This is a genomic window from Terrimesophilobacter mesophilus, from assembly GCF_014200375.1.
Lineage (GTDB): Bacteria > Actinomycetota > Actinomycetes > Actinomycetales > Microbacteriaceae > Terrimesophilobacter > Terrimesophilobacter mesophilus.
This window is the reverse complement of sequence record NZ_JACHBP010000001.1, coordinates 1,654,955-1,677,882: the sequence shown is the minus strand read 5'-3', so window position 1 is coordinate 1,677,882 and position 22,928 is coordinate 1,654,955. Positions and strand designations below refer to the sequence as shown.

At 64.0% G+C, this 22,928-nt stretch carries 18 protein-coding genes and 3 tRNA genes; 5 read left to right on the top strand and 16 right to left on the bottom strand.

The features are described from left to right. Nucleotides 1-36: 36 nt before the first annotated feature. Entirely contained in the window at nt 37-678 is a 642-nt protein-coding gene (locus tag BKA04_RS08385; protein ID WP_104096008.1) for a TetR/AcrR family transcriptional regulator, read from the bottom strand. Beyond that, nucleotides 675-2,984, bottom strand: coding sequence for a maltose alpha-D-glucosyltransferase (gene treS / locus BKA04_RS08380; RefSeq protein ID WP_104096007.1), 2,310 nt, complete (start codon nt 2,982-2,984; stop codon nt 675-677). Before treS ends, BKA04_RS08385 begins: the two co-directional genes overlap by 4 nt. A 121-nt stretch (nt 2,985-3,105) precedes the next feature. Between treS and BKA04_RS08375 the strand changes: the two genes are divergently transcribed. Next, a complete protein-coding gene (locus BKA04_RS08375) occupies nt 3,106-4,503 on the top strand; it encodes a maltokinase N-terminal cap-like domain-containing protein (protein ID WP_104096006.1) in 1,398 nt (465 codons plus the stop codon). 78 nt (nt 4,504-4,581) lie between these two features. Next, the gene (locus BKA04_RS08370) at nt 4,582-6,966 is read left to right on the top strand and encodes an ATP-binding cassette domain-containing protein (protein WP_104096005.1); all 2,385 of its coding nucleotides are present in this window, start codon (nt 4,582-4,584) and stop codon (nt 6,964-6,966) included. 14 nt (nt 6,967-6,980) lie between these two features. On the opposite strand, the gene BKA04_RS08365 is transcribed toward BKA04_RS08370, so the two are convergent. Both BKA04_RS08365 and BKA04_RS08360 read right to left on the bottom strand, forming a co-directional pair. Beyond that, nucleotides 6,981-7,448 (bottom strand): low affinity iron permease family protein, encoded by a 468-nt coding sequence (locus BKA04_RS08365; protein ID WP_198413312.1) that lies wholly within the window; start codon nt 7,446-7,448, stop codon nt 6,981-6,983. 83 nt (nt 7,449-7,531) lie between these two features. Further along, the gene (locus BKA04_RS08360; RefSeq protein WP_104096004.1) at nt 7,532-8,365 is read right to left on the bottom strand and encodes an SDR family NAD(P)-dependent oxidoreductase; all 834 of its coding nucleotides are present in this window, start codon (nt 8,363-8,365) and stop codon (nt 7,532-7,534) included. An 80-nt stretch (nt 8,366-8,445) separates the two neighbouring features. On the opposite strand from BKA04_RS08360, the gene BKA04_RS12170 reads away from it, so the two are divergent. Then, a complete protein-coding gene (locus BKA04_RS12170; RefSeq protein WP_198413311.1) occupies nt 8,446-8,724 on the top strand; it encodes a cupin domain-containing protein in 279 nt (92 codons plus the stop codon). Between the two features lie 41 nt (nt 8,725-8,765). Here BKA04_RS12170 and BKA04_RS08350 read toward each other — a convergent pair whose 3' ends face one another. The 9 genes from BKA04_RS08350 to BKA04_RS08310 form a co-directional block, all read right to left on the bottom strand. Continuing rightward, a complete protein-coding gene (locus BKA04_RS08350) occupies nt 8,766-9,848 on the bottom strand; it encodes a helix-turn-helix domain-containing protein (RefSeq protein ID WP_104096003.1) in 1,083 nt (360 codons plus the stop codon). Nucleotides 9,849-10,285: 437 nt separating this feature from the next. After that, complete coding sequence (locus BKA04_RS08345; protein ID WP_134542272.1) at nt 10,286-11,893, bottom strand: hypothetical protein; 1,608 nt, start codon at nt 11,891-11,893, stop codon at nt 10,286-10,288. A gap of 37 nt (nt 11,894-11,930) precedes the next feature. Continuing rightward, complete coding sequence (locus BKA04_RS08340; RefSeq protein WP_104096001.1) at nt 11,931-15,056, bottom strand: type I restriction endonuclease subunit R; 3,126 nt, start codon at nt 15,054-15,056, stop codon at nt 11,931-11,933. Beyond that, on the bottom strand, nt 15,053-16,231 hold the full coding sequence (locus tag BKA04_RS08335) for a restriction endonuclease subunit S (protein WP_104096000.1): 1,179 nt from the start codon (nt 16,229-16,231) through the stop codon (nt 15,053-15,055). Before BKA04_RS08335 ends, BKA04_RS08340 begins: the two co-directional genes overlap by 4 nt. Then, nucleotides 16,221-17,828 (bottom strand): class I SAM-dependent DNA methyltransferase, encoded by a 1,608-nt coding sequence (locus BKA04_RS08330; protein WP_104095999.1) that lies wholly within the window; start codon nt 17,826-17,828, stop codon nt 16,221-16,223. The genes BKA04_RS08335 and BKA04_RS08330 overlap by 11 nt, the downstream gene beginning before the upstream one ends. A 294-nt stretch (nt 17,829-18,122) precedes the next feature. Beyond that, nucleotides 18,123-18,674, bottom strand: a complete 552-nt coding sequence (locus tag BKA04_RS08325) for a hypothetical protein (RefSeq protein WP_232842010.1) — start codon at nt 18,672-18,674, stop codon at nt 18,123-18,125. Further along, nucleotides 18,675-19,256, bottom strand: a complete 582-nt coding sequence (locus tag BKA04_RS08320) for a hypothetical protein (RefSeq protein WP_104095998.1) — start codon at nt 19,254-19,256, stop codon at nt 18,675-18,677. Between the two features lie 163 nt (nt 19,257-19,419). After that, nucleotides 19,420-19,493, bottom strand: a tRNA-Met gene (locus BKA04_RS08315). A gap of 25 nt (nt 19,494-19,518) precedes the next feature. Continuing rightward, nucleotides 19,519-19,590 (bottom strand) — tRNA-Thr (locus BKA04_RS08310). A 107-nt stretch (nt 19,591-19,697) separates the two neighbouring features. Here BKA04_RS08310 and BKA04_RS08305 point away from each other — a divergent pair. After that, on the top strand, nt 19,698-19,979 hold the full coding sequence (locus BKA04_RS08305; RefSeq protein WP_104095997.1) for an antibiotic biosynthesis monooxygenase: 282 nt from the start codon (nt 19,698-19,700) through the stop codon (nt 19,977-19,979). 14 nt (nt 19,980-19,993) lie between these two features. On the opposite strand, the gene BKA04_RS12275 is transcribed toward BKA04_RS08305, so the two are convergent. The 3 genes from BKA04_RS12275 to BKA04_RS08290 form a co-directional block, all read right to left on the bottom strand. Beyond that, on the bottom strand, nt 19,994-21,136 hold the full coding sequence (locus BKA04_RS12275; RefSeq protein WP_104095996.1) for a M23 family metallopeptidase: 1,143 nt from the start codon (nt 21,134-21,136) through the stop codon (nt 19,994-19,996). A gap of 283 nt (nt 21,137-21,419) precedes the next feature. Then, a tRNA-Tyr gene (locus BKA04_RS08295) sits at nt 21,420-21,501 on the bottom strand. A 58-nt stretch (nt 21,502-21,559) separates the two neighbouring features. Next, nucleotides 21,560-22,339 (bottom strand): lytic transglycosylase domain-containing protein, encoded by a 780-nt coding sequence (locus BKA04_RS08290; RefSeq protein WP_104095995.1) that lies wholly within the window; start codon nt 22,337-22,339, stop codon nt 21,560-21,562. 73 nt (nt 22,340-22,412) lie between these two features. Between BKA04_RS08290 and BKA04_RS08285 the strand changes: the two genes are divergently transcribed. Further along, nucleotides 22,413-22,901, top strand: coding sequence for a YajQ family cyclic di-GMP-binding protein (locus tag BKA04_RS08285; RefSeq protein WP_104095994.1), 489 nt, complete (start codon nt 22,413-22,415; stop codon nt 22,899-22,901). Nucleotides 22,902-22,928: the final 27 nt, after the last annotated feature.

Genomic DNA, 22,928 nt, shown 5'->3' with positions numbered 1-22,928 from the left:
CTCAGAATAGACCCAAAACCTTGCCAAGTGGCAAGTTTATTTTCTCGCCTCGTCCAACGTGTCGAGGGGAACCGCAATCAGGGCCCCGACCAGCAGTTCCATGCTCTGCGCCACGTGCACGTCATCCCGGTTGTAGAGCCATTGCAGCTGCAGTCCGTCCATCATCCCGAGGATGGCGCGGGCAGCGGATTCCGGCGTCCAGCCGTCGCGCAGAAGCCCCCGATCCGCCGCCAGCTGCAGGTACCGAACGTTCGAGGCGATGATGCTCTCGTAGAACTCGGCGTAGTACGCGTGCGCCGGATGCTCCGTGTTGGTCGCCTCCGCCGACGCCATGTTGTAGAGCTCGATGACGCCCGGCATCCGCACGTTGTCCCTGGCGACCGCGATGAGCTCGCCGATCGACATGCCGCCCGCGTCGGCGAAGTGCCGGCGAAGCCGCTCGTCTCGACGCCGCAGCACCGCCATGAGCAGCTCGTTCTTGGTCGGGAAGTAGTGCATGAGCGACTGGTGGCTCACGCCCACGCGGCCCGCGATCTCCCGCAGCGACGCCCCGTGCAGGCCGACCTCGCCGAACACCTCGAGGGCGGCATCCAGGATCGCTTCGCGCTTGGCGGCGCCCTTCGTCGAACTCCCCGCGCGACGGCGGGGTGTTGCGCGGGCCGGTTCAGCACGCGTCACGGCATCGGCCCCTGGCCGGCGGCGGTGATGATGTCGATCGGGCGCGTGTACGGCGGCACGACGTCATCCGGTCCCCCGATGACGAGGAACAGCCGCGCATAGGGCGGCAGCTGCACCGAGAAACTGCTCAGGTCGTCGACGTAGCCGATCTTCTCGCCGCTCTCGACGTTGGTGACCGAACGGCGGGGGGTGAGGTGGTCCGAGCGCACGGTGCCCTCGACGGCCTCTCCGCTGAAGTTCAGCACCGTCACCTGCATGCGCGGGTCCTCGAGGGACTGGTCCCCTTCGTCGAGGCGGTGCACCATCACGAGCATGCCCGGATGCGCGACCTCGGGGATGTCGACCTGGGTCGCGACGTCGATGCCGTGAGCCTCTCGGATGCGGAGGATCCCCTTCAGCCGCGACGCGAACGAGCGCTCGTCGGCCAGCTGGCTCGTGATCGATCCGTAGAGCGACCGCCCGCGGGGCATTCCGGAACTCGACGCCGTCGCGTCGGGGTCTGCGTCGATGAGGTCGTGGGCTCCACGGTGGATCCAGCGCGTGTCGCCGCCGGCGATGAGTTCGGCCACCGACGTCTCCGGCACCGGCAGCATGCCGAGCAGGTCCCACGCGGAGAGCGCGAAGACGCCGGGCTGCCAGGCGTTGAAGCACGCGAGAACGAGATGCGCTTCGCGAATCGGGTCGACATCCTGCTGGGTGATCGCGTCGAGCTGTGTGAACCCCTGTGCGGCGGCGATGACCGATGCGGTGGTGCAGGCGATGCCGTTGGTCGTGAAGACCCGGTTGTAGCTCGCCCGCTCCCCCGTGAGGGTCGTGATGAGGTCGGCCCTGATCGTCTCCGCGAGCTCCACCCCGGTGACCTCCAGCCCTCGGAACGAGTACGTGTCGAGGTGGTGACGGTTCGCCCAGTGCACGAGCTCGTAGGTGAGTTCGTCATGGTTCTGAAGTGCGTGGACGAGGCTCGCCGGCTCGACGCCCAACTCGAGCGAGGTGCGCAGCGTCAGCCGCAGGAACTCGGTGTCGGCCACCGCGAGCGCGTGGTGGTACGCGGGACGGTTGATGAAGTCGTATGAGAGGTCGGACCCGACCCGCCCGGTGTCCTTGATGTCCTCGATTCCGAGGTTCAACTCCTGGAATGAGAAGCCGCCCACCTTGCGGACCATGCTCGCGATGAGATGATTCGCCGCCTCGGAGAGCGGATGCCCCTCCGACCAGCCCGGCTGGCCCTCAGTGCTCTTCTCGACGCCGAGGAAGCCGTTCGCGTCGAGGCGCAGCGCGCTCGAACCGAGATCCCCGAGCGAGTGCAGGGCGTCGCCGATGACGAGTCGCATGCCGGCGAACGTCGGGTCCAGCCAGTTGATCGACGGCTGCCCTTGCTTGAAGTAGTGGAGGTACACCCACCTGCGGGTCCGTCCGTCGACGCCGAGGATCGGCCCCGTCGCACTCCAGTTTGTCTCCTTGACCCCTGGCGAGTAGAAGATGACGCGCTGCAGCTGGCCGATGATGTAACCGCGGTCGGCGAGCGCCAGTTCGGTCTCCGCATCGAGGTTGACGGCATCCCTTTCCGCGGGCACATCCGGGAGCAGTCCCCAGTCCTCCTCCGGGATCTCCACCATGTGGTAGATCCCCGGGAAGTCCTTGTACGCCATCTCCGCGAGGCGGAAGTCGGCGCCCTTGCCGGTGTGACCGGGCACGATGTCGTCGATGACACTGCCGCCGTGCTGTTCCGCGACGTCGCACAGGGCGCGGAACTCGTCTTCGGACCCGAACGCCGGGTCGATCTGGGTGCTGATCCGGTCGAAGTGGCCGTCGACGCTCGCCGTCTGGTTCCAGCCGGTGAGGCCGCCCGCGAGCTTCACCGGCCCGGTGTGGACGGCGCTGATGCCGATCGACTCGAACGCATCCCACAGTTCTCCACTTCCGAGGGCATCGAGGTAGGACTGCCCCGGTCGCGTGATCAGCGAGATCGGGTACGCGGTGAACCATACGGATGCCGTACGGATGGCCTTGCGCGCATCCGGGCGGGCGTAGGGGTTGCGCCACATGCTCGGCTGGCCGGAGAGGGCACGGCTCAGCGCGTCGGCATCCCGCAGCATGGACTGCCGCTTGAGCCAGGAGATGTACGAGGGGTTGGATGCGACCGCCGAGCGCGGGTCGGTGATCGAATGGCGGACCCCGCTGTAGCGCAACTGCTCCCGCGGACGCAGGCGTTTCGGCCTCGCGGGGTACCGGATGTCGTCGTAGCTCGGCTCTTCCGGTTCCGGCTCATCTGCCACGGCCTCGCCGGCGGCGTCGGAATCAGTCATAGGGATAGTCTCCCCTTGATTGGGGGACCACCGCGACTGCCGCCCGGTCTCGGGCCGCCCGACGCCGCGATTTCGCCGGGCTCCCTGCAGTTCACCAGCGGGTCGGACTACCCTCGGGACCATGGCAGCGGCGCTGGAGGTCACGGACGCCCTTGCCGAGTGGGTCGGCCGCCAGCGCTGGTTCGTCGGGAAGGACGCGAAGCCCTCCCTGCGGCGTGTCGCGTCGATCGACCTTCACGAGGACCCGCTCGTGAGGGTGTCGATCGCGATCGTGGAGGACCGGACGGAGGCGCCGACCGTCGTCTACCAGGTGCCGGTCGTCCTCCGCCGCGTCCCGGTCGATGCACAGAACTCTGGTTTCATCGGCACGGTCTCCGACGATGCAGGCGACACGTGGCATGTCTACGACGGCCCCCGCGATCCGGCGTTCACGAGGCGACTCGCCGAGGTCATCGCGGACGGGGAATCCTGCGGAGCCGGTGCAGCGTCCCTCCGCGGCATCCCGGTCTCACCCTGGCCGGCCGGCATGACCTCGACGGTTCTCGGCGGCGAACAGTCCAACACCTCGATCGTGTACTCGCCCGGCGGGGACGATCCGTACCGAACGAGCGTCATCTGCAAGCTGTTCCGCATGCTGCACGACGGCGAGAATCCGGATGTCGTGCTGCAGTCGGCCCTGTTCGGCGCGGGGTCGAAGTCCGTCCCCGAGCTCTTCGGCAGTGTCGTCGGCGAATGGCCGGATGAGACCAGGGCCGGAGACACGGGAGAGCCCGGTCGAGCCACCGGCCACCTCGCCTTCGCGCAACGATTCCTCACCGGGGCAGTGGATGCCTGGGGACTCGCGCTCGCGGCGGGAGCCACCCTGTCCGACTTCACCGCGAGCGCCCGCCAGATCGGCATCGCGACGGCCGACGTGCACGCCACGCTCGCCGCAGCGTTGCCGACACGGGAGGCCGGCGAGAGCGACATCCGGGACATCGTCGCCGCGTGGCGGGCGCGACGCGATGCCGCCATCGTCGAGGTGCCGGAGCTCGCCCCGCTCCGCGAGTCGATCGAGATCCTCTACGAGCGGGCGTCCCGGGTGCCGTGGCCGCGACTGCAACGCATTCACGGCGACCTCCACCTCGGGCAGGTCCTCGCCGGCGCGGGCGACACCTGGGCGATCATCGATTTCGAGGGCGAACCGCTGCGGCCGCTCGCGGATCGGTGCCTGCCGGACCTGCCGCTTCGCGACATCGCCGGGATGCTGCGGAGCTTCGACTATGCGGCGGGCGCGCAGGCGTCGTCGGCCGGCGTGGCCGAGTGGGCTCACGCGTGTCGGGCCGCCTTCGTCGACGGCTACATCGACCGGTCGGAGCGCGATGTGCGGAGGAATCGTGTCCTGCTCGACGCCTTCGAGCTGGACAAGGCCCTCTACGAGGTAGTGTACGAGGCACGCAATCGCCCGTCCTGGCTGCCCATTCCGACGATGGCGGTTCACCGGATCACCGATCGGGTCGACGTGTCGCAGGGCCGATGAGCCCCGCAACGATTCCTGCCGCGCCGCGTGCGCGTTCGGTTAACCTTGTAGCTCGCACACTGCAGGGAGAGGCAGGCCATGACGCCGAGGGATGATGCGGGGGTCCACGCCGCGGACGGGCACGACAGGATCCGCGTGCAGGGCGCGCGCGTGAACAATCTCAAGAACGTGAGCGTCGACATCCCGAAGCGTCGGCTCACCGCGTTCACCGGCGTCTCCGGCTCCGGAAAGAGCTCCCTCGTCTTCAACACGATCGCGGCGGAGTCCCAGCGGATGATCAACGAGACCTACAGCTCGTTCGTGCAGGGGTTCATGCCGACCCTGGCGAGACCGGATGTCGACGTGCTCGACGGTCTCACCACGGCGATCATCGTGGACCAGGAGCGGATGGGCGCGAACCCGCGCTCCACGGTCGGAACGGCCACCGACGCGAACGCGCTCCTGCGCATCCTGTTCAGCCGGCTCGGGCAGCCGCACATCGGTTCCCCTCAGGCGTTCTCGTTCAATGTGGCGTCCGTGAGCGGCGCGGGCGCCGTCACGTTCGAGCGCGGTGGCGAGAAGGTGAAGGAGCGGCGGGAGTTCTCCGTCACGGGCGGCATGTGCCCGAGGTGCGAGGGCACAGGCAACGTCACCGACTTCGACCTGACCGCCCTCTATGACGACAGCAAGTCGATCGCGGAGGGCGCGATCACGATCCCCGGCTACAGCATGGACGGCTGGTACGGCCGCATCTTCAAGGGCAGCGGCTACTTCGACGTGGACAAACCGATCTCGAAATTCACGAAGCGGGAACTCGATGATCTTCTCTACCGCGACGGGACGAAGATCAAGGTCGAGGGCATCAACCTCACCTATTCGGGGCTCATTCCGAGGATTCAGCGGTCGATCCTGTCAAAGGACAAGGAGGCGATGCAGCCGCACATCCGCGCGTTCGTCGAGAGGGCGATCACGTTCACGACGTGTCCAGAGTGCGACGGCACCCGGCTGAACGAGGGGGCTCGCTCCTCGAAGATCGGGGAAATCAGCATTGCGGATGCCTGTGCGATGCAGATCAGCGATCTCGCCGAGTGGGTGCGCGGCATCGACGACGCCTCGGTCACGCCGCTGCTCGGCACCCTGCGGCAGACCCTCGACTCCTTCGTCGGGATCGGGCTCGGCTACCTGTCGCTCGACCGCCCGTCCGGCACGCTCTCGGGCGGCGAATCGCAGCGCACCAAGATGGTGCGGCACCTGGGCTCTTCGCTCACCGACGTCACGTATGTGTTCGACGAGCCGACGGTGGGGCTGCACCCGCACGACATTCAGCGCATGAACGAGTTGCTGTTGCAACTGAGGGACAAGGGAAACACGGTTCTCGTCGTCGAGCACAAGCCGGAGCTCATCGCGATCGCCGACCATGTGATCGACCTCGGCCCGGGGGCCGGCGGCAATGGTGGCGAGGTCATGTTCGAGGGCTCCGTCGACGGTCTCCGCGAGAGCGGCACGGTGACCGGCAGGCACCTGGACGATCGCGCGACAGTGAAGCCGTCGGTGCGCGAATCCTCCGGCGCGATCCCGGTGCGCGGCGCGAACGCCCACAACCTGAAGGACGTGGATGTCGACATCCCGCGCGGTGTCCTCGCCGTCGTGACCGGCGTCGCCGGCTCGGGGAAGAGTTCGCTGCTCGGCGGCTCGGTGACCGGCCGAGATGGTGTGGTCTCGGTCGACCAGGGCGCCATCCGGGGGTCGAGGCGCAGCAATCCTGCGACGTACACCGGTCTGCTGGAGCCGATCCGCAAGGCGTTCGCGAAGGCGAACGGCGTGAAGCCGGCCCTGTTCAGTGCGAACTCCGAGGGGGCGTGCCCGAACTGCAACGGTGCGGGCGTCGTCTACACCGACCTCGGCGTCATGGCGGGCGTCGAGACGGTGTGCGAGGTGTGCGAGGGGAAGCGATTCCAGCCGGCCGTGCTCGAGTACCGGTTCGGTGGGCGCAACATCTCCGAGGTGCTGACGATGTCGGTGTCGGAGGCGAGGGACTTCTTCGGCGGCGCCGACGATGCCGGGGCGCGCATTCCGGCCGCGCACGCCATCCTCGACCGGCTTGCGGATGTCGGGCTCGGCTACGTGCAGCTCGGCCAGCCGCTCACGACCCTCTCGGGCGGCGAGCGCCAGCGGCTCAAGCTGGCGACCCAGATGGCGGAGAAGGGCGACGTGTACGTGCTCGATGAGCCGACGAGCGGGTTGCACCTCGCGGATGTCGAGAACCTGCTCGGCCTGCTCGATCGGCTCGTCGATTCTGGCAAGTCGGTCATTGTCATCGAACACCACCAGGCCGTCATGGCGCACGCCGACTGGATCATCGACATCGGCCCCGGTGCCGGCCACGATGGTGGCCGCGTGGTCTTCGAGGGCACACCGGCGGCGATCGTCGCCGACCGGTCGACGCTCACCGGTGAGCATCTCGCGCGCTACGTGGGCGTGTGAGTCGGGCTTCCCGGCTACTTCTTCGTTGATGTGCCCTTGGCGACCGCGCCCTTCACCGGTGTCCTGCCGGCGGGCTCCACTTCGTCTTCGGCGTTGTTGCTCGTGCTCTCGCGCGCTTCGAGGCCGACCGCGTCGCGAAGCTCTTCTGCGTCCTTGGCGAGACCACTCGCATCCGCCATGTCGGCGAGCATGTCGGCGATCGCATTGAGTTTGTGCTGTACCGCGAGGTCCGCCCGCGTCTGACTGTTCTGCAGAAGCGCGACCATGAGGAATGTGACGATCGTGGTGAGCGTGTTGATGATCAGCTGCCAGGTGTCGATGTCCCTCAGCAGGATGATCGACGGGGCCCACACGACCACCAGGAGTACGCAGAACGCGAAGAACCACGCTCGGCTCGCCACCCGGGATGCGCCTTCGGCGAATCGGTCGAAGGCGCCGACCGCGGGGGAGACCTCGCTGGGCATGATGGGGTTGTCTTGCATGGCTTCGTTACTCCATTCCCTTGATTGCCGGCTGCTGGCTCAGAGGATAGTCCGCTCCGCCGAGAACGGGAGGGGGATGTTGCCTATGATCGCCCGGTGAACTCGTCCATGGAGCTGTAGACCTTGAAGACCCGTCCGGCGAGGAAGTCCCAGGCGCGGACCGGCAGGATGCCTTTGAGCGCCTGCGAGAGGCCGACCGTCCACGGCCTCCGGAGCAGCGGCTTGCCGCGGAGCATGGCCTTCCAGGCGGCGGTCGATGCGTTCTCCGGGGTCATGATGGGTGTCCAGACCGGTCCGCGAGCGCCCGCGAACATCCCGGTGCTGATGTAGCTCGGGGTGAACGTGGTCACCATCACGTGCCGGTGGCCGGACTTCAGCAGCTCGAGTCGCAGGGAGTCGCTCCAGCCGATCATCGCCCACTTGGATGCCGCGTAAACGCTCATCCGCGGGTTCGCGAGCGTGCCCGCCGCGGAGGCGATGTTGAGGATGCGCGACGGCCGCCCGCCCTCGATCATCGCCGGCAGGAACTCGCGCGTAAGGTACATCGCCGCGAGCGTGTTGACCTGCATGGTCGCCTCGATGTCGCGCGCCGGGTCGTGCTCCCAGAACATGCTGCTGCGGATGATTCCCGCGTTGTTGATGAGCACATCCGGATTCCCGACCTCGGCGCGCACCCGCTCGGCGACGGCGGCGATGTCCTCCCGAGAGGAGAGGTCCACCACGAAGGGGAACACCGCGCCAATTCCTGCTGCGGATGCGCCTCTGAGCTCGGCGGCCGTCGCCTCGAGCGCCGCGGCGTCGACATCGAGCAGGACGACGGATGCCGCACCCTCGGCGACGGCGCGCTCGGCGTAGAGCCTGCCCATGCCCCTTGCGGCGCCGGTGATGAGCACGATCATGCCCGAGACGGAGTCCATGCGGTCCTTCCACTTTGTCAGGGGCACAGCGCCCGGAACCTTCCACTCAAACGCTAGCGCCCACGAGGCTTGCCGACTCCGTGCCGAGTAGGACGTGGGCGCTTGAGCACACTATTCCCGCAACCGAGCGTGAGCCGAAGCTGCGCACGCACGGCGGCTACGAGTGGATTTACGTCCTGCCGGGTCGGCTGCGGATGATCCTGGGCGAGCACGACATCGTCATGGGCGCGGGCGAGGCGGCCGAGTTCGACACGAGGAACCCGCACTGGTTCGGGAGCTCCGGCAACGGCCCGGTCGAGATCCTGAGAATGTTCGGCAAGCAGGGCGAGCGCATCCACTTACCGGCTCGCACGAAGTAGCGGTGCCTACCAGTCTTAGCCTTTCGCAGGAAATCCCGAACTCAGACGCGCGCTTCGACGGCGTCTCGAGATACGGACAACCAATTCTCGGCGTCGGCGATTAGTTCATGTAACTCTTCTCTATCGTGCGTGGTGAGTAGGCGCTGAACATCGATCTGTAGGAGGCTGATTTGCGCGGCTGAGATTGCGATGAAGTCTCCATAACGCTGCCGCCCCTCTTTTCCGAGTTGCTCCCAACTCATTGTTCCCGCCCCAAGTTGGTTTTCCCATCGGTTCACCGCGTGACCAGCATGCACGGCGATGTACTCGAGAGTCTCAGTTGCTCGTGGCAGCAACTTCCTCACGGCCTTGAAACCGGGCTCCGTGGCATTGAGCTGGGCTTCCGCTACGTCGAGCTGTGCGGCAAGCTCCCGCTGTTGTTGACGGTTGCGCTTGATCATCATGACAAGGCCGCCTGCGGCCAATGCAAACAGTGGCGCCGCCACAACACCTGTCAAACCCTTAGTTGCCCTGGCCCCACCACTTAGCCAAGAAATTGCAAGATTCGTTGCCACACCACCCCCAACGGCAAGCAATTGTGCGAACCCGTCAGAGGTGTCCTCCAGTTGGCGATCAGCCAGATTGTCTGCGTCGGCGCCACTTGCGTTGTGAATCTGCGGTCGGATCGTATCAGGCTTCTGTGCTCCCTCAATGCGCTCCGCGACCTCAATGAATCTCATGAAAAACTCGTCTCGGGCTCGATCCTGCGCGATGCCAAATTTCTCGCTGAGGCTCGTGATGGAATTCTTCCGCGCGAAAATTTCCTGTTGAATCCGTGCTGCCCGAGCCTGAGGAGATTCGCGGTCACGTTCGTCGCTAGCAATCGTCTTGGTTGGGAGGGAGTTCTCCCCCGACTGAGTTGAGGCGCGTGCCTCCAACTCTTCTAGTGTGAGATCGAGGACTTGCGCGATCGCCTGAAGCTTCCTGACCCCCGGCTTCAGTAGTCCATTCTCCAGACGGGAAATCGCGACACCCGCACCTGCGCCGTAGCCGGCGCGTGTCCCGAGTTCATTCTGGTTCAAACCCTTCGCCTTGCGAAGTTCCTTCACGATCTGACCGAGAGCCCCGATGTGATCTTGTGCCATGGCCTCATTCTAACGCGCTAAAACATCGTGATTGATTGACATGCTCGATTTTAGTGCTAATTTAGCTTTTGAGATTCTAGACTTCCCACTAATCCCACCTAAGAGATGAGCCTTCATATGTCTTTTGGTAGCGCCGCCCAGCTACTTCCCAATCGGACCGTCGTTGTCGCCATCGTAGGCCGTCTGTATTCGGCTGCAAAGGATCCAACCGTGGTCAAGGCGGTCAAGGAAGCTGCTCCAAAAGTTGCGAGTGCCGCCAAGGCCCTTGGGAAAGTGATCGCCGCCTTCCGCAGCGCGTGGCACCAACCCTGAGCTCCCGAGGGCTCGAACTCATCAGGCCGGCTAGTTTTTCTGTTACGCAAACCACACTCACGGGCGCCTTACAGGTAACGGGCCTCGGATCCGCGCTGCTTTACGTGCTCCCTTAAGACGGTGGACTAACGACTATGGAGCTTCAAAGCGACGTGGTTCACGACGAGTCGCTGATTCTCCTTGTCAAAGTCAAAATGAATTCGACCTACCTCATTCGGCTTCACACCATCTCGTACCTTCACGTGCGGAATCTGGCTATACGTGACATCTTCAAACTGAAACTCCCTGAGTTTTGGTGAACGCGAAATTACCTGGTCAGACATGGCCACCTTGAGCCCGTGCCTCTCCATGAACCAGTCGTCAAGGTGCCCGATCTGCCCAGGATTGTCCCCGTACAACTCGACGGCAGCCATAGCTAAGCGTCTGACTTTCTCAGCCATGTCATCTGGGTCGGGGTAGGAGATGTTCTTCCACGAGCGCTCCGCGGCTTCCGTGAAAACAATTCGACCCTGAGCCGCGTCTTCAAGTGCACGAAATGCCGGCGCTGGATCAGTCTTCGCTATCAACCTTGGAATACGGTCCCACGGGTCGATATCTTCTTCCGCCGTCGCCCCCTGCCTTATCGACTCATACTGTTCCCGCCAATACTCGGCACTTCGCTCAGCATCCTCTGCCCTCGACGCAAGAGCCTCGGCTTCCGCGCCCTTTGCCTCGGCTTCCTCTGCCAAACCCTGCCATAGGTGAGCTTCACTTTGGCTTGCAGATACTTGTTCTCGCAGGGCGGTATTCTCGGCTCCAAGATTCTCGGAGTCAATCGCGGCCTGTACTTTCGCCTCCGCCTCGACCCGTGCCTCATTTTGGAGCCTCGCCTGTGCTGCGCGCCAGCCTTTGTCGAGGCCTCGAGCAAGCCCCGAGATCGCCGCGAGGCGACCCATGAGTCGAGCGCGAACTCCCTCGGGGCCAAGAGCCACGATTTCCTCTTCAGTGAAACTCAGCCCAGGTGACGTCAGGTCCGACCAAACGAGGGTAGCGCCACCAAACGGCACCTTGGCTCGAGGAACATGTGCGAAGACCTGGTTGCTCGTTGCAAAGTTCAGTGTGATCACTCGAGCGAGACCAATAAGTTTCTTAGACAGAACTCTCGCGACTTCCCAAGACTCAGGGCTACGCAAGTGAATGAGCACGATGGGAAGTCGGTGAGAGGCTGCAAGGACGTCCACCAAGACCGCCACATCTGACGACGTCCGAATCGGCAGGTATTTACCGTCGATCTTCTGGCTTCCAATTTGCAACTGGAGACGATCGTCCATTACGACTTCTCGCAGAATGCCCGGCTGAAAAATCGGGGTGTCACGAACGGGACTGAGGTAGCCGCCCTGGTGTTCACGACTCAATTCGATCCGCAAGCTCGTGTCCTCGCCGATAGTGGCTACGGTGACCCTTGTGGTGAGTTGGACATCTCTTTCCAGATCTTGGGCAACTGATAACCGGAGCGACTGAGCCGACGGAATCCCGATGACCTCCCATGAGGCATCCCGGTGCACAAGTTTTCGATTTGCTTCACGACGCGGCGGTAACGTGGTCGCATTGGCGTTCAGTAATTCACTGGCTAGTACCTCGCGAGTCGAACCGCCGCTTAGCCAGTCAGCGACGTGCTCGAGGAGCAACTCATGCCGACCTAAAGCAGGCAAATCGCCAACGACTTCGAGATCTACCGCGTAGATAATTTGCATGATCTCGCTCTCCTGTCAGTAAACCCTCAACGATGTGTCAGGCAGCATGCGCCAACACCTCCGCCTGCTGCAACACCAGTTGCGTGGCCTGCTCCTCCTGGTCGGGCGGGTAACCGTAGCGCAGCAGCAGACGACGGATCGTCGCGCGCAGCTTCGCCCGCACCTGCTCCTTCACGCTCCAGTCGGTCTTCGCATCTCGGCGCACGATCTCCACAAGCTCGTGCGCGATCTTCTTCAAGGTGTCATCACCCAACTCGGTCACGGCGCTGTCATTCGACCGGATCGCATCGTAGAACGCCAACTCGTCGGCGGTGAGCCCGAGGTTCGCCCCCCGCTCCGCCTCCTCCTTCAGCGACTTCGCCAGGGCCACCAACTCGGCCACCACCTGGGCGGCATCCAACGTTCGGTTCTGGTAGCGCAGCACCGACTCGGCCAGCATCTGCGAGAACTGCTTGCCGGCCACCACGTTGCGCTTGCCCACCCGAGTGATCTCGTCATTGATCAACCGGCGCAGCAACTCGAGCTGCAGGTTCGGGTGCGACGACTTCGTGAACTTCTCCACGAAACTGTCGTCAATGAGCGACAGGTCCGGCTTGGCCATCCCCGCCTCCGAGTAGATGTCGATCACACCCACACCCGTCATCGCCCCCGACACGATCTGGCGAATCGCCGTGTCCAGCTCGGCCCCGTCACCGCCCTCGCGATCCACACCCTCGACCTTCGCGATCTGGCCGCGCACCGCCTCGAAGAAGGCCACATCATCGCGGATCGAGAGCGCCTCATCCGACGGCACACAGATCGTGAACAGCCGCGTCAACCTCGACGCCTGCGCCAGGAAGCGATGCTTCACACACGGCGCCTCCTTCGTGCACGCCCCACTCGGCCCCGGATGCGTCGCCAGCAGATACTCGACCGTCGCCGTCAACGCGTTCAGAAACGCCCGCGGACCGCCGCCCGCGACCAGGGAGCGCCAGTCGAACCCGTGCAGGATCGTGTCGACCACTTCGCGGGTTTCGAGCATCGCCGGGATGGCCTGGTCGCGCAGGTCCTGCCCGAGATCCTGCCGCTGCCGGTCACGCTTGGTGTAGTCGGCGAGCGCCGACTTGAGGTCTTCGGCGATGCCCAGGTAGTCGACGACGAGCCCGGCCGGCTTGTCCTTGAAGGTGCGGTTGACGCGGGCGATGGCCTGCATCAGGTTGGCGCCCTTCATCGGCTTGTCCACATACATGGTGTGCATGGCGGGCGAGTCGAACCCGGTCAGCCACATGTCCCGCACGATCACCAGCTCGAGCTCATCGTCGGGGTCTTTGGCCCGCGCCTTCAGCGCCCGCAGCGCGGCCTTGTTGCGGATGTGCGGCTGCAGCAGTTCGTCGTCGGCCGCCGACCCGGTGATGACGACCTTGATCTTGCCGGTCGCGTCGTCGTCACTGACCCAGTCGGGTCGGATGCGCGCAATCTCCGCGTACAGCGCGGCGGCGATGCGCCTCGACATGGTGACGATCATCGCCTTGCCGGGGAGCACCTGACGGCGCTCCTCCCAGTGCGCAACAATGTCGGCGGCGAGCTCCCGGATGCGGTGCTCCGACCCGACGATCGCCTCGACCCTCGCCCACCGAGACTTCAAACGCTCGCGCGCATCCTCCTCCGACCCGGAGGTGGCCTGCGCGAAAGCGTCATCCAACTCGCCGAGCGCATCCGGTGGCAGTTCGACTCGGGCGAGGCGCGGCTCGTAGTAGACCTTGACGGTGGCGCCGTCGTCGACCGCCTGGGTGAGGTCGTAGGTGTCGATGTAGTCGCCGAACACCTGCTTGGTGGAGCGGTCGGTGGATTCGATGGGGGTGCCGGTGAAACCGATGAAGGTGGCGTTGGGAAGGCCGTCGCGCAGGTGGCGGGCGAATCCGTCGATGAAGTCGTAGTTGGAGCGGTGGGCCTCATCCACCATCACCACGATGTTGTTGCGGGCCGACAGCAGCGGGAACGCAGTGCCGGCATCCTTGTCGTCTTTGCTGAGCCCGAACTTCTGGATGGTGCTGAAGATGATCCCACCGGCGGCTCGCTGTGCCAGTAACTCTTTCAGCTCGGCCCGGGTGCCTGCCTGCACGGGTAGCTCCGGCAGCGGGGCGCCGGGCATGGAGGCGGCGAAGGTGTCATCGAAGAGCTGGTCGTCGAGGTCGTTGCGGTCGGTGAGCACGACGATGGTGGGGTTCTCCATCGCTGGATGCCGCATCACCTTGCCCGCGTACCACTCCATTTCGAGGCTCTTGCCGGAGCCTTGCGTGTGCCAGACCACCCCGGCGCGACCGTCCCCTTCGACGGCTTCGACCGTGGCGAACACTGCTTTGTTGACGGCCCAGAACTGGTGGTATTTGGCGATCTTCTTCTGCAGTACGCCGGCCTCGCCGGTGAAGACGACGAAGTTCTGGATGAGGTCGAGCAGACGGGCGGGGTTGAGCATCCCGCGGGTGAGCACTTCGAGTTGCGGCATGGCAGCCGGTGCGAGCTCGCCGTGGATGGTCTTCCAGGGGGCGAAGTGTTCCCACGGCGCCGAGAACGTTCCAGCGCGGGCGGAGTGCCCGTCGCTGATGACGGTGACCTGGTTCCAGGTGAACAGGTCGGGGATCTGCTGCACGTAGGTGCGGATCTGGTTGAACGCACCTCGCACGGTCGCGTTCTCCTCGCCGGGGCGCTTCAGTTCGAGCACCACCACCGGCAGCCCGTTGAGGAACAGCACCACGTCAGGCCGCCGCTCGCTCACCCCCTGCACGGTGAACTGGTTCACCGCCAGCAGGTCGTTGGATGCCGCATCCTGCCAGTCGACCAGCCGCGCCCGCACCGTGCGCAGCTCGCCACCGTCCCGGTATTCGACCGGAACGCCCTGCGTCAACAGCTGGTAGCCGCGCCAGTTCTCCGTCATCACAACTTGTGAGTCGGCGCGCAGCACCGTGTTGACGACATCGTCGACCGCGTCGGGCGGAAGGTCGGGATTCAGGCGCACGACGGATACCCGCAACCGCTTCACGAGAACAACATCCCGGTAGTCGTCGCGCTCCGCGTGCAACTCTCCCGGTGCGATCATCCCGCCGTGCTGGACCTCCCAGCCCTCCTTGGCGAGGTCCTCAAGCACCAGATTCTCGACGTCAGCTTCGATCAGGAACGCGTTCATTCGGCACCCTCTTGAACGTCTTGGTCGGCAACCTCGTCAGAACTAACACGAACCTTGCCCGACATCAGCAGAGGGAGGAGTTCGTCGCGGGTCCGGCGAAGGACGTCAATCTCTTCAGCCAAAGCCACGGACTGTTCCCACAGTGGCTCAGCGATTGAGTCGAACCTAGCGAGTTGTTCGGCACTGGGGAAAGGGACTGAGAGTGTCGAAACATGGTCCCAGCGCGCCCGAGGCATGTGCGTTCCACCACTTCCAGCCATCGCAAAGTCGGTGAACCGCTGAGAGGCAACCAAAGAGTGTAGAAACGATGAAGGCACGTCGTTGCGAGGTCTCAGAACCCATATCTCGCCACTGCACGCCCCTGAGAAACCGGGACGATCTACCTTGCGAAAATAGGGTCGGAGTCGACCGTAGAGAATATCACCCGACTCAAATGCATACTGCTGGCTAACGGTATCGCCCAAGCGCCCCGCCGTCGAAATGCCCCGTCCGTTCTCGGCAAAGTGCTCCAACCCCAGGTAAGCGATCTCCGGGTCCACCCCCGCACGCACTTTGACCTGCTCAGCCAGACTGCCGAAGTCGATCGACGAACGCGAGGCCTCAACTAGTTCAGAGAACAGCGCATCTTGCAGACCAGACAGTAACTCTTTGAGTTGCTCGTTGGTGTCGATGAGGTCGTCGAGGGCACCCAAGACTCCCGCGATCCGCCGTTGCTCTGCTATGGGCGGAATCCTGATCGGCCAGTCCGGCATTTCACTGATGGCCAATCGATCTACTGTTGCGCCATGAATCGTCCTTCTTCGCAGTTCCCCTTGGAACTCATCACCCAGATACGCGTATGTCAGAAATCGTGGGTCAACGTTCGGTCGCGGCCTAAGTAAACCCATTCGACGACCGAGAGCCGCAGGCGAATCAATTGACCAATGCGCAGCGTCTCCGATTCTTGTTTCATAAGAAAAGAGCGTGTCGCCTGGCGTTGGTTGCACCCGCCTAGTCCACTTGGGAAAATCTTCGGGAGATAGGTGTGCAGACTCACTTAGTTGGACCCTGCCGCGAATCAGCGAAGAGATACTTAAGTACCAGGGCCCACTGTCGGTCTTGTGCGGAGTCGCATGTGGTCCGTCGTAGATTTCGGCAACGGCGCCAAGCCGGAGTATCTCCCAATCATGCGCCATCTGGAACAACCGCCAACCGTTCAAATGAGCCGAGGACGCGTTCTTGGAGGTCGGCGCGCCGTTCAAACCCACTGCGAACTTCCTCGGTCAGCCGCGCGATCTTCTCATCGAGCGGCTCGTCGTCGTCCTCGACCTCTTCGCTGCCGACGTAGCGGCCAGGGGTCAGCACGTGGCCGTGTTCGGCAACTTGGTCGAGAGTGACGCTGGCGCAGAACCCGGGGACATCGGCGTAGTCGCCTTCCTCACCGCGCCAGGCGTGGAAGGTCCCGGCGATGAGGGCGATGTCGGCATTCGTCAATTCTTTGTTGGTGCGGGAGACCATGGTGCCGAGCTGCCGAGCATCGATGAACAGCACCTCACCTGCGCGGGCCCGCTGCTGGCGTTCGCTGTTGATCTTGCGATCCGATTTGTCCTTGGTCAGGAACCAGAGACTCACCGGAATCTGCGTCGTGTAGAACAGTTGCCCCGGTAACGCCACAATGCATTCGACCAGGTCGTTCTCGATCAGATTCTTGCGGATATCCCCCTCCCCACCGGACTGTGACGACAGGGAACCGTTCGCCAACAGGGTCGCCATGGTCCCGGTGGGCGTGAGGTGGTGCAGCATGTGCTGCACCCACGCGAAGTTCGCGTTGTTCACCGGAGGGGCGCCATACTGCCAGCGCACGTCGTCGCGCAGCTGCTCGCCGCCCCAGTTCTTGATGTTGAACGGCGGGTTGGCGATCACGAAGTCGGCGCGCAGATCCGGGTGCAGGTCGTTGGTGAACGAGTCGCCCCACTGCGGCCCCAGGTTCGCGTCGATGCCGCGCAGGGCGAGGTTCATCTTGGCGAGTCGCCAGGTGGTCGGATTCTTCTCCTGACCGAACACGCTGATGTCGTTGCGCACCCCGCCGTGCGCCTTCACGAAGCGGTCGGCCTGCACGAACATGCCACCGGAGCCGCAGGCGGGGTCGTAGACGCGGCCGTTGAACGGCTCCAGCATCTCCACCATCACCTTGACCACGTGGCGCGGAGTGAAGAACTCGCCGCCGAGTTTGCCCTCGGCGCTGGCGAACTGGCTGAGCATGTACTCGAAGACGCGGCCCAGCACATCCATGCCGTCGTGTTCTTCAGCGGCGAGGTTCTCGTTGGAGAACGTGTCGATCAGACCGCCGAGGGTGTGCGGGGTGAGCTCGCGGCGGGCATACGTCTTCGGCAGCACACCCTTGAGGCTCGGGTTCTCCTTCTCGATCGCATCCATCGCCGCATCGATGCGGGACCCGATGTCGGGCTGCTTGGCCGCGTTGCGCAGGTCGTCCCAGCGGTGCCCCTCCGGCACCCAGAAGACACCCTCCGAGGTGTACTCGTCGCGGGACTCCAGGATCGTGCGCTTGGCGGCATCCGTCGGCATGAAGTAGTCGGATGACTCATCGTTGACGAGCGCCTCGAGGCGGGCGTGGCGGCGCATGAACACGTCGGAGACGTACTTGAGGAAGATGAGGCCCAGCACGACGTGCTTGTACTCGGCGGCGTCCATGTTGGAGCGCAACTGGTTGGCGGCATCCCACAGCGACGCCTCAAGGCTCGCGGCTGCAGACTTCTTCGACTTGCCGGCCATTCTTCACTCCATGGCCGGATGACGAGTCAAAAGGTGAGAAGAACCCGGCCTGCTCTACTCAACAGTAGCGAGTCAAGCGCCAACCCCTGACAAGATAGGCGGGACGCTGACGTACGCGAACTGGGGATGGCGCTCGTGACTACTGTGGCACGAACAATCCGGGTCAGGTGTCTTGCGCGAAACGGCGACCCTGAAGTTCAGCCTCATCCACCCATTCGCGGCGCAGGCCTGCCCACCAGATTCGCTCCTTCTTGTTCAATCGCGCTCGGTCGGCCACCAACTCGAACACGTGCTTCACGTGCCCGAGAATGACATTCTTCGGGCCGCCGTTGCCGCGTAAAGCACTTCCACTGCCCGTTCGGCGGATGCGCCCTTCCTCAACAGTGCCACGATCTCCCGGGCATCCTTCTCGCCCTTCTCCGTGTCGGGCCGATCCAGCAGCGCAGCAAACTTCGTCGCCACATGCGCCTCGAGCGTGAGCAGCAACCAGCCTTGCATCACCTCGTCATCGGTGTACCTGGTCAAAACATTCACATCGAGGAGAAGCTTGTTACCGAGCGCCGACTCGCGAGGAATATAGGCATCCACATGCACACCGTTCACGGTGCCACGAACTTTGCGTCCACCACTGTGGAGGCTGTTCTCGCTATAGTCCTGCAAAACGTCGCGCAGCTTCGTGCGCAGCTCGGGACTGTTGATGATCAGGTCAATGTCGAGACTGATGTCGCCGCCAACTCGAAGATGCGTTGCCCAACCGCCAATAAGAATGGATGGTTCAAGGTCGTACCCCAGGCTGTCCACGAGCGCACGCAGTCGCCCCAGTTCATCTTCCGTTACGAGAGGCAACTACCCAGCCTCCTGGTCCCAGTCGCGACCTGCGAAGAACCTGTCGCGGAGAGCAAAACGAAACTCAGACGCTTGCCAGCCTGGTGTCGCGAACAGGTCGACAAACGTTTGGGCGACGCTCGAGAAGCCATCCCATTCACGCGCGGCCCGCGCATCCATGTGCAGCACCCGCACGTCTTTACCTTTTGGCAAATCAGTGATTGAGGCAGAAATGTAGGCAACCCGTGCGTCGATATGGGCGACAGTGTTTGCGCCGCCAAGGTGATGTACTGCGGCATCTGGCCCTCCCCACACCACGGAATGACCGTCTAGAGCGCCCTGAGATGTCCACGCCACAGTGTCAGCCGAGAGATTGCGCGCGCCGCAGGCCACTGTGAGCACCTTCTCGGGGCTCACGACAGAAAGTCCCCCACCCCTGTAAGAGGTGAGCGCTCCGATATCCAACAACTTCAGGCACGCGAATCGCGCCGTCGCCCAAGGCACTCCGGATGCGTACGCGAGATCGGCGAAGCTGTCCCATCGCCGATGCCCCTTGATCGAGCGATCGACGAGGGTGCGCCAAACGAGTTCATTCTGCTTCATGCGGCACCCCTATCAAGAAAACATCATACCAAGGTATTAAGGGAACTTGATAGTGAGTTATTGCATTTTCTTAATATGCGCAGATAATCTGCAGCGCCCGCCGCGGGCGCCCAGAGTTCAACCAAAGCGGGGCAAGATGCCGAGAGTCACGGGCCTCCTGAAGTAGCTGGGGCGGGATTCGAACCCGCGACCTCACGATTATGAGTCGTGCGCTCTCACCAACTGAGCTACCCAGCCACGGCATCCGGAAACCGGATGGCCGAGCCCCCTGTGGGAATCGGACCCACTACCTCTTCCTTACCAAGGAAGTGCTCTACCAATGAGCTAAGGGGGCGCGCAAAACACCACGACACGCGTGGGATTGGCACCGTAAGAGACTAGCATCCGCCGACAGGGTAGTTTCGACGTGTTCGACCCGAGTGATCGAGGGAGAGAACCAGCATGTTCATGCACCTCACCATCCACCATCCGCAGCCCGGCGCCGAGACCGCCGTCATCGACTCGATGCACCGCTTCGGCGCTGCACTCGCCGGGGCACCCGGCCTCATCAGTGTCCACACGATGCAGGATGCAGATGCCGGCGTGCTCGCCGGCCTGGCCATCTGGTCCTCGCAGGAGGCGATGGAGGCATCCATTCACCTCGCCCGCGACGCGGTCGCCAATGACCCCTTCGACGAATGGGAATCACGCGTTGTCGAAGGCTACCGCCTCACCGACGTCTGACCCGCGCTGTACAACTAGTTCGCGTTGGCCTTGAGCCAGGCGAACGGGTCGACCGGAACACCATTGATGTGAATCTCCAGGTGGAGGTGCGGACCGGTGGACTCACCGGTCGAACCGACGAGGCCGAGCTCATCGCCCACCTTGACCTCCTGGCCGACCTTCACCTTGATGCTGCCGACCTCCATGTGCGCGTAAAGGCTCTCGACGTGCACACCGTTGATGACGTGCGCGATGATGACGTGTTCGCCGTAACTCCAGTCACCGCTGTCGACACCGACGACGACACCGTCCGCGATCGCCTGGATGTGCGCACCAAGGCCAGGGATGAAGTCGACACCGTGGTGGAAGGTCGAACATCCTGGGCACGGCGCGACGCGCGGGCCGTACCCGTCGGAAATCGGGACCGCGATCGCGAACGGCCACTGGATGGTGCCATTCGGATCGTTCGTGTAGAAGAAGTTGCGGTTTCCGTACCGGAGGAAGATCTCCTCGCGGAACGAGGTCGTGGTGTACCCGTCGCGCGTCACGCTCAACTGCGCAGCAGGCTGCGACATGAGCGCCTGGACCTTTGCCTCCGCAGGGGCAGCAATCGCGCCCTCGGCGGTGGAGAGATCGTTTCCTGAATAGAACGCATTCGCAGGAAGCGACGTCGACACCATCATGAGCCCGGCGCCGACCATTGCCCCGAAAGTCATCAGCTTCGACAGCAGACGCCGCTTGAACGACTTCCGCTTCACCGGCATCCGCTTCGACGCCGCAGCCGGGGGACGCACTGATGTCGGCGCCGCCTTGCGCGGGCGCGACGTGCCACGCGGCGGCTTCACCGGACGAAGCGCCTTCGGCTTCTTCGGTGCCTTCGCCTTGCGCCCGGAGTCGGCGATCGGCTGCGCCATCACGATCGTCGGCTTCACGAAAGTCTGCGTCGGCTGCGCCGCCGGCGGGACCGGAGGCGTGGAGGCTCGTTCGCGCGCGAGCAGCTCGCGGCGCGTCAACGGCGCAGCATCCGCCGTCGGTGCTGCGGACGGAGCGGGAGCCGAGGCTGGAGTCGGAAGGGTCTCGCGAATCTCGAAACCGAGGGCTGCGAAATCGTTGCCGGTGTCGGCGGTGGAAGGATAATCCGTCGGCGCGGAACCGAAATCCCAGTTGAACTCAGTCACGGGCTACCGATAGGCCCTTCCCGAGCGAGTGGGGAGGTCCATGACGCGCGCAGCATGCAGCATCGACGACATTTCCTAGGAGCTCCTCAACGATCGGCCGGCATGGGCGGGGGTACGCAAGCCGGGCCGTTGCCACCTGTACGCCCGTGGGCGCGCAGGTAACGAACTCATAAAGAATAGCCCAAGACGCTGTGAAAACAACAGCCCCGATTTGGGATGCGATCCTCCCCCGTCGGACGGGCATCTGCCTGGACTCGCGCGGTGCGAGCAGGGTGGCAGAGGGTGGCAAGTACAGGATTCGAACCTGTGAAGTCTGAGACGTCTGATTTACAGTCAGATCCCTTTGGCCGCTTGGGTAACTTGCCAGGTGCTCCGGCCACATGTATTCATCTGACCGGAGACAGAACACAAGGATAGCGTGCCTCAGGGCACCACAAAATCACCGGCGTCCGCGGCGTACCGGTTCGCAGCGTTCGCGACCGACTGGACGTACGCGTTCGAGCTGTTGAAGGCCAGGATGCCCGCGCGCCACCCGGCGCGATCCGCCATATCGCCGCTCGCACGGCACAGGTAGTTCGCGGTCGCCAGCACCGCGTCATCGATGTTCTGCGGGTCCTCCTTGCCGTCGCCGCTTCCGTCGACGTGCCAGTTCCGCCAGGTCTGCGGGATCAACTGCATGGGGCCGACAGCACGGTCGAACTTCGCGTCCCCGTCGAACGTGCCGCCATCCGAATCGGGGATGTGCGACGACGCCGAACCGTCCAGCGCGATCCCGAAGATGGGCGGGGACACCGTGCCATCCTCCTCGACGCTCGACCCACCGTGCCTGCCGTGATCGCTCTCCACGAGCCCAATCCCGGCGAGAGTCGTCCAACCGAGCCCGCACGCCGGCATCGCCCTCGCCTTCGCGATCGCCACCCCCGCATACGCGGCGAGCGCCCGCGCAGGAATACCGGATGCCGCGGAGACCCGGTCGACCCAGCCGGCATCCGCGAGCCCCGCCACGCCGCGGCGGGTGCGCTCTGCCGCGACGGGCGGAGGGTCGGCCGCGAGCGCATAGTCCGGACCGGGCTTCTCGGACGGCCCCGGTGCGCCACCGGGAGGAGTCACCCGCGGACTCAGCACGACCATGACGACGACGGCGATCACGGCGAGAACGCCGATCGCCGCGACCGTGACGAACGCGCGGGAATGGGTTGACATCCCCGCAATCCCACCACAGTTTCCCGTGAAGCCCGGAATCGCTCGGCCGAGGCTGCGCGGCTACCATGGGCGCATGGCAGATTCAACCTTCGACATCGTCAGCAAAGTGGACAAGATGGAGCTCGACAACGCCCTCCACCAGGCGCAGAAGGAGATCTCCCAGCGTTACGACTTCAAGAACGTGGGAGCCGAGATCGACTACAGCGGCGAGAAGGTGCTCATGAAGGCGAACACCGAGGAGCGGGTGAAGGCCGTGCTGGAGGTGTTCGAGTCGAAGCTCATCAAGCGCGGCATCTCGCTGCGGAGTCTCGACGCCGGAGACCCGTACGCGTCCGGCAAGGAGTACCGGATCGAGGCCGGCGTCAAGCAGGGCATCGCCCAGGAGGATGCGAAGAAGATCGGCAAGATCATCCGCGACGAAGCGCCCAAGAGCGTGAAGTCGCAGATCCAGGGCGACGAGTTGCGGGTCAGTTCGAAGAGTCGCGACGACCTGCAGGCCACCATGGCCGTGCTCAAGGCCGCGAAACTCGACGTCGACCTGCAGTTCGTCAACTTTCGGTAGGACTCGCCCCGCATCCTGATCGGAGTG

What these genes read in the sequence shown, in the direction of transcription:
- treS (WP_104096007.1), bottom strand. Translation starts at nt 2,984, where the DNA reads ATGACTGATTCCGACGCCGCCGGCGAGGCCGTGGCAGATGAGCCGGAA.
- BKA04_RS08375 (WP_104096006.1), top strand. Translation starts at nt 3,106, where the DNA reads ATGGCAGCGGCGCTGGAGGTCACGGACGCCCTTGCCGAGTGGGTCGGC.
- BKA04_RS08370 (WP_104096005.1), top strand. Translation starts at nt 4,582, where the DNA reads ATGACGCCGAGGGATGATGCGGGGGTCCACGCCGCGGACGGGCACGAC.
- BKA04_RS08365 (WP_198413312.1), bottom strand. Translation starts at nt 7,448, where the DNA reads ATGCAAGACAACCCCATCATGCCCAGCGAGGTCTCCCCCGCGGTCGGC.
- BKA04_RS08360 (WP_104096004.1), bottom strand. Translation starts at nt 8,365, where the DNA reads ATGGACTCCGTCTCGGGCATGATCGTGCTCATCACCGGCGCCGCAAGG.
- BKA04_RS08350 (WP_104096003.1), bottom strand. Translation starts at nt 9,848, where the DNA reads ATGGCACAAGATCACATCGGGGCTCTCGGTCAGATCGTGAAGGAACTT.
- BKA04_RS08345 (WP_134542272.1), bottom strand. Translation starts at nt 11,893, where the DNA reads ATGCAAATTATCTACGCGGTAGATCTCGAAGTCGTTGGCGATTTGCCT.
- BKA04_RS08340 (WP_104096001.1), bottom strand. Translation starts at nt 15,056, where the DNA reads ATGAACGCGTTCCTGATCGAAGCTGACGTCGAGAATCTGGTGCTTGAG.
- BKA04_RS08335 (WP_104096000.1), bottom strand. Translation starts at nt 16,231, where the DNA reads ATGGCGCATGATTGGGAGATACTCCGGCTTGGCGCCGTTGCCGAAATC.
- BKA04_RS08330 (WP_104095999.1), bottom strand. Translation starts at nt 17,828, where the DNA reads ATGGCCGGCAAGTCGAAGAAGTCTGCAGCCGCGAGCCTTGAGGCGTCG.
- BKA04_RS08320 (WP_104095998.1), bottom strand. Translation starts at nt 19,256, where the DNA reads ATGAAGCAGAATGAACTCGTTTGGCGCACCCTCGTCGATCGCTCGATC.
- BKA04_RS08305 (WP_104095997.1), top strand. Translation starts at nt 19,698, where the DNA reads ATGTTCATGCACCTCACCATCCACCATCCGCAGCCCGGCGCCGAGACC.
- BKA04_RS08290 (WP_104095995.1), bottom strand. Translation starts at nt 22,339, where the DNA reads ATGTCAACCCATTCCCGCGCGTTCGTCACGGTCGCGGCGATCGGCGTT.
- BKA04_RS08285 (WP_104095994.1), top strand. Translation starts at nt 22,413, where the DNA reads ATGGCAGATTCAACCTTCGACATCGTCAGCAAAGTGGACAAGATGGAG.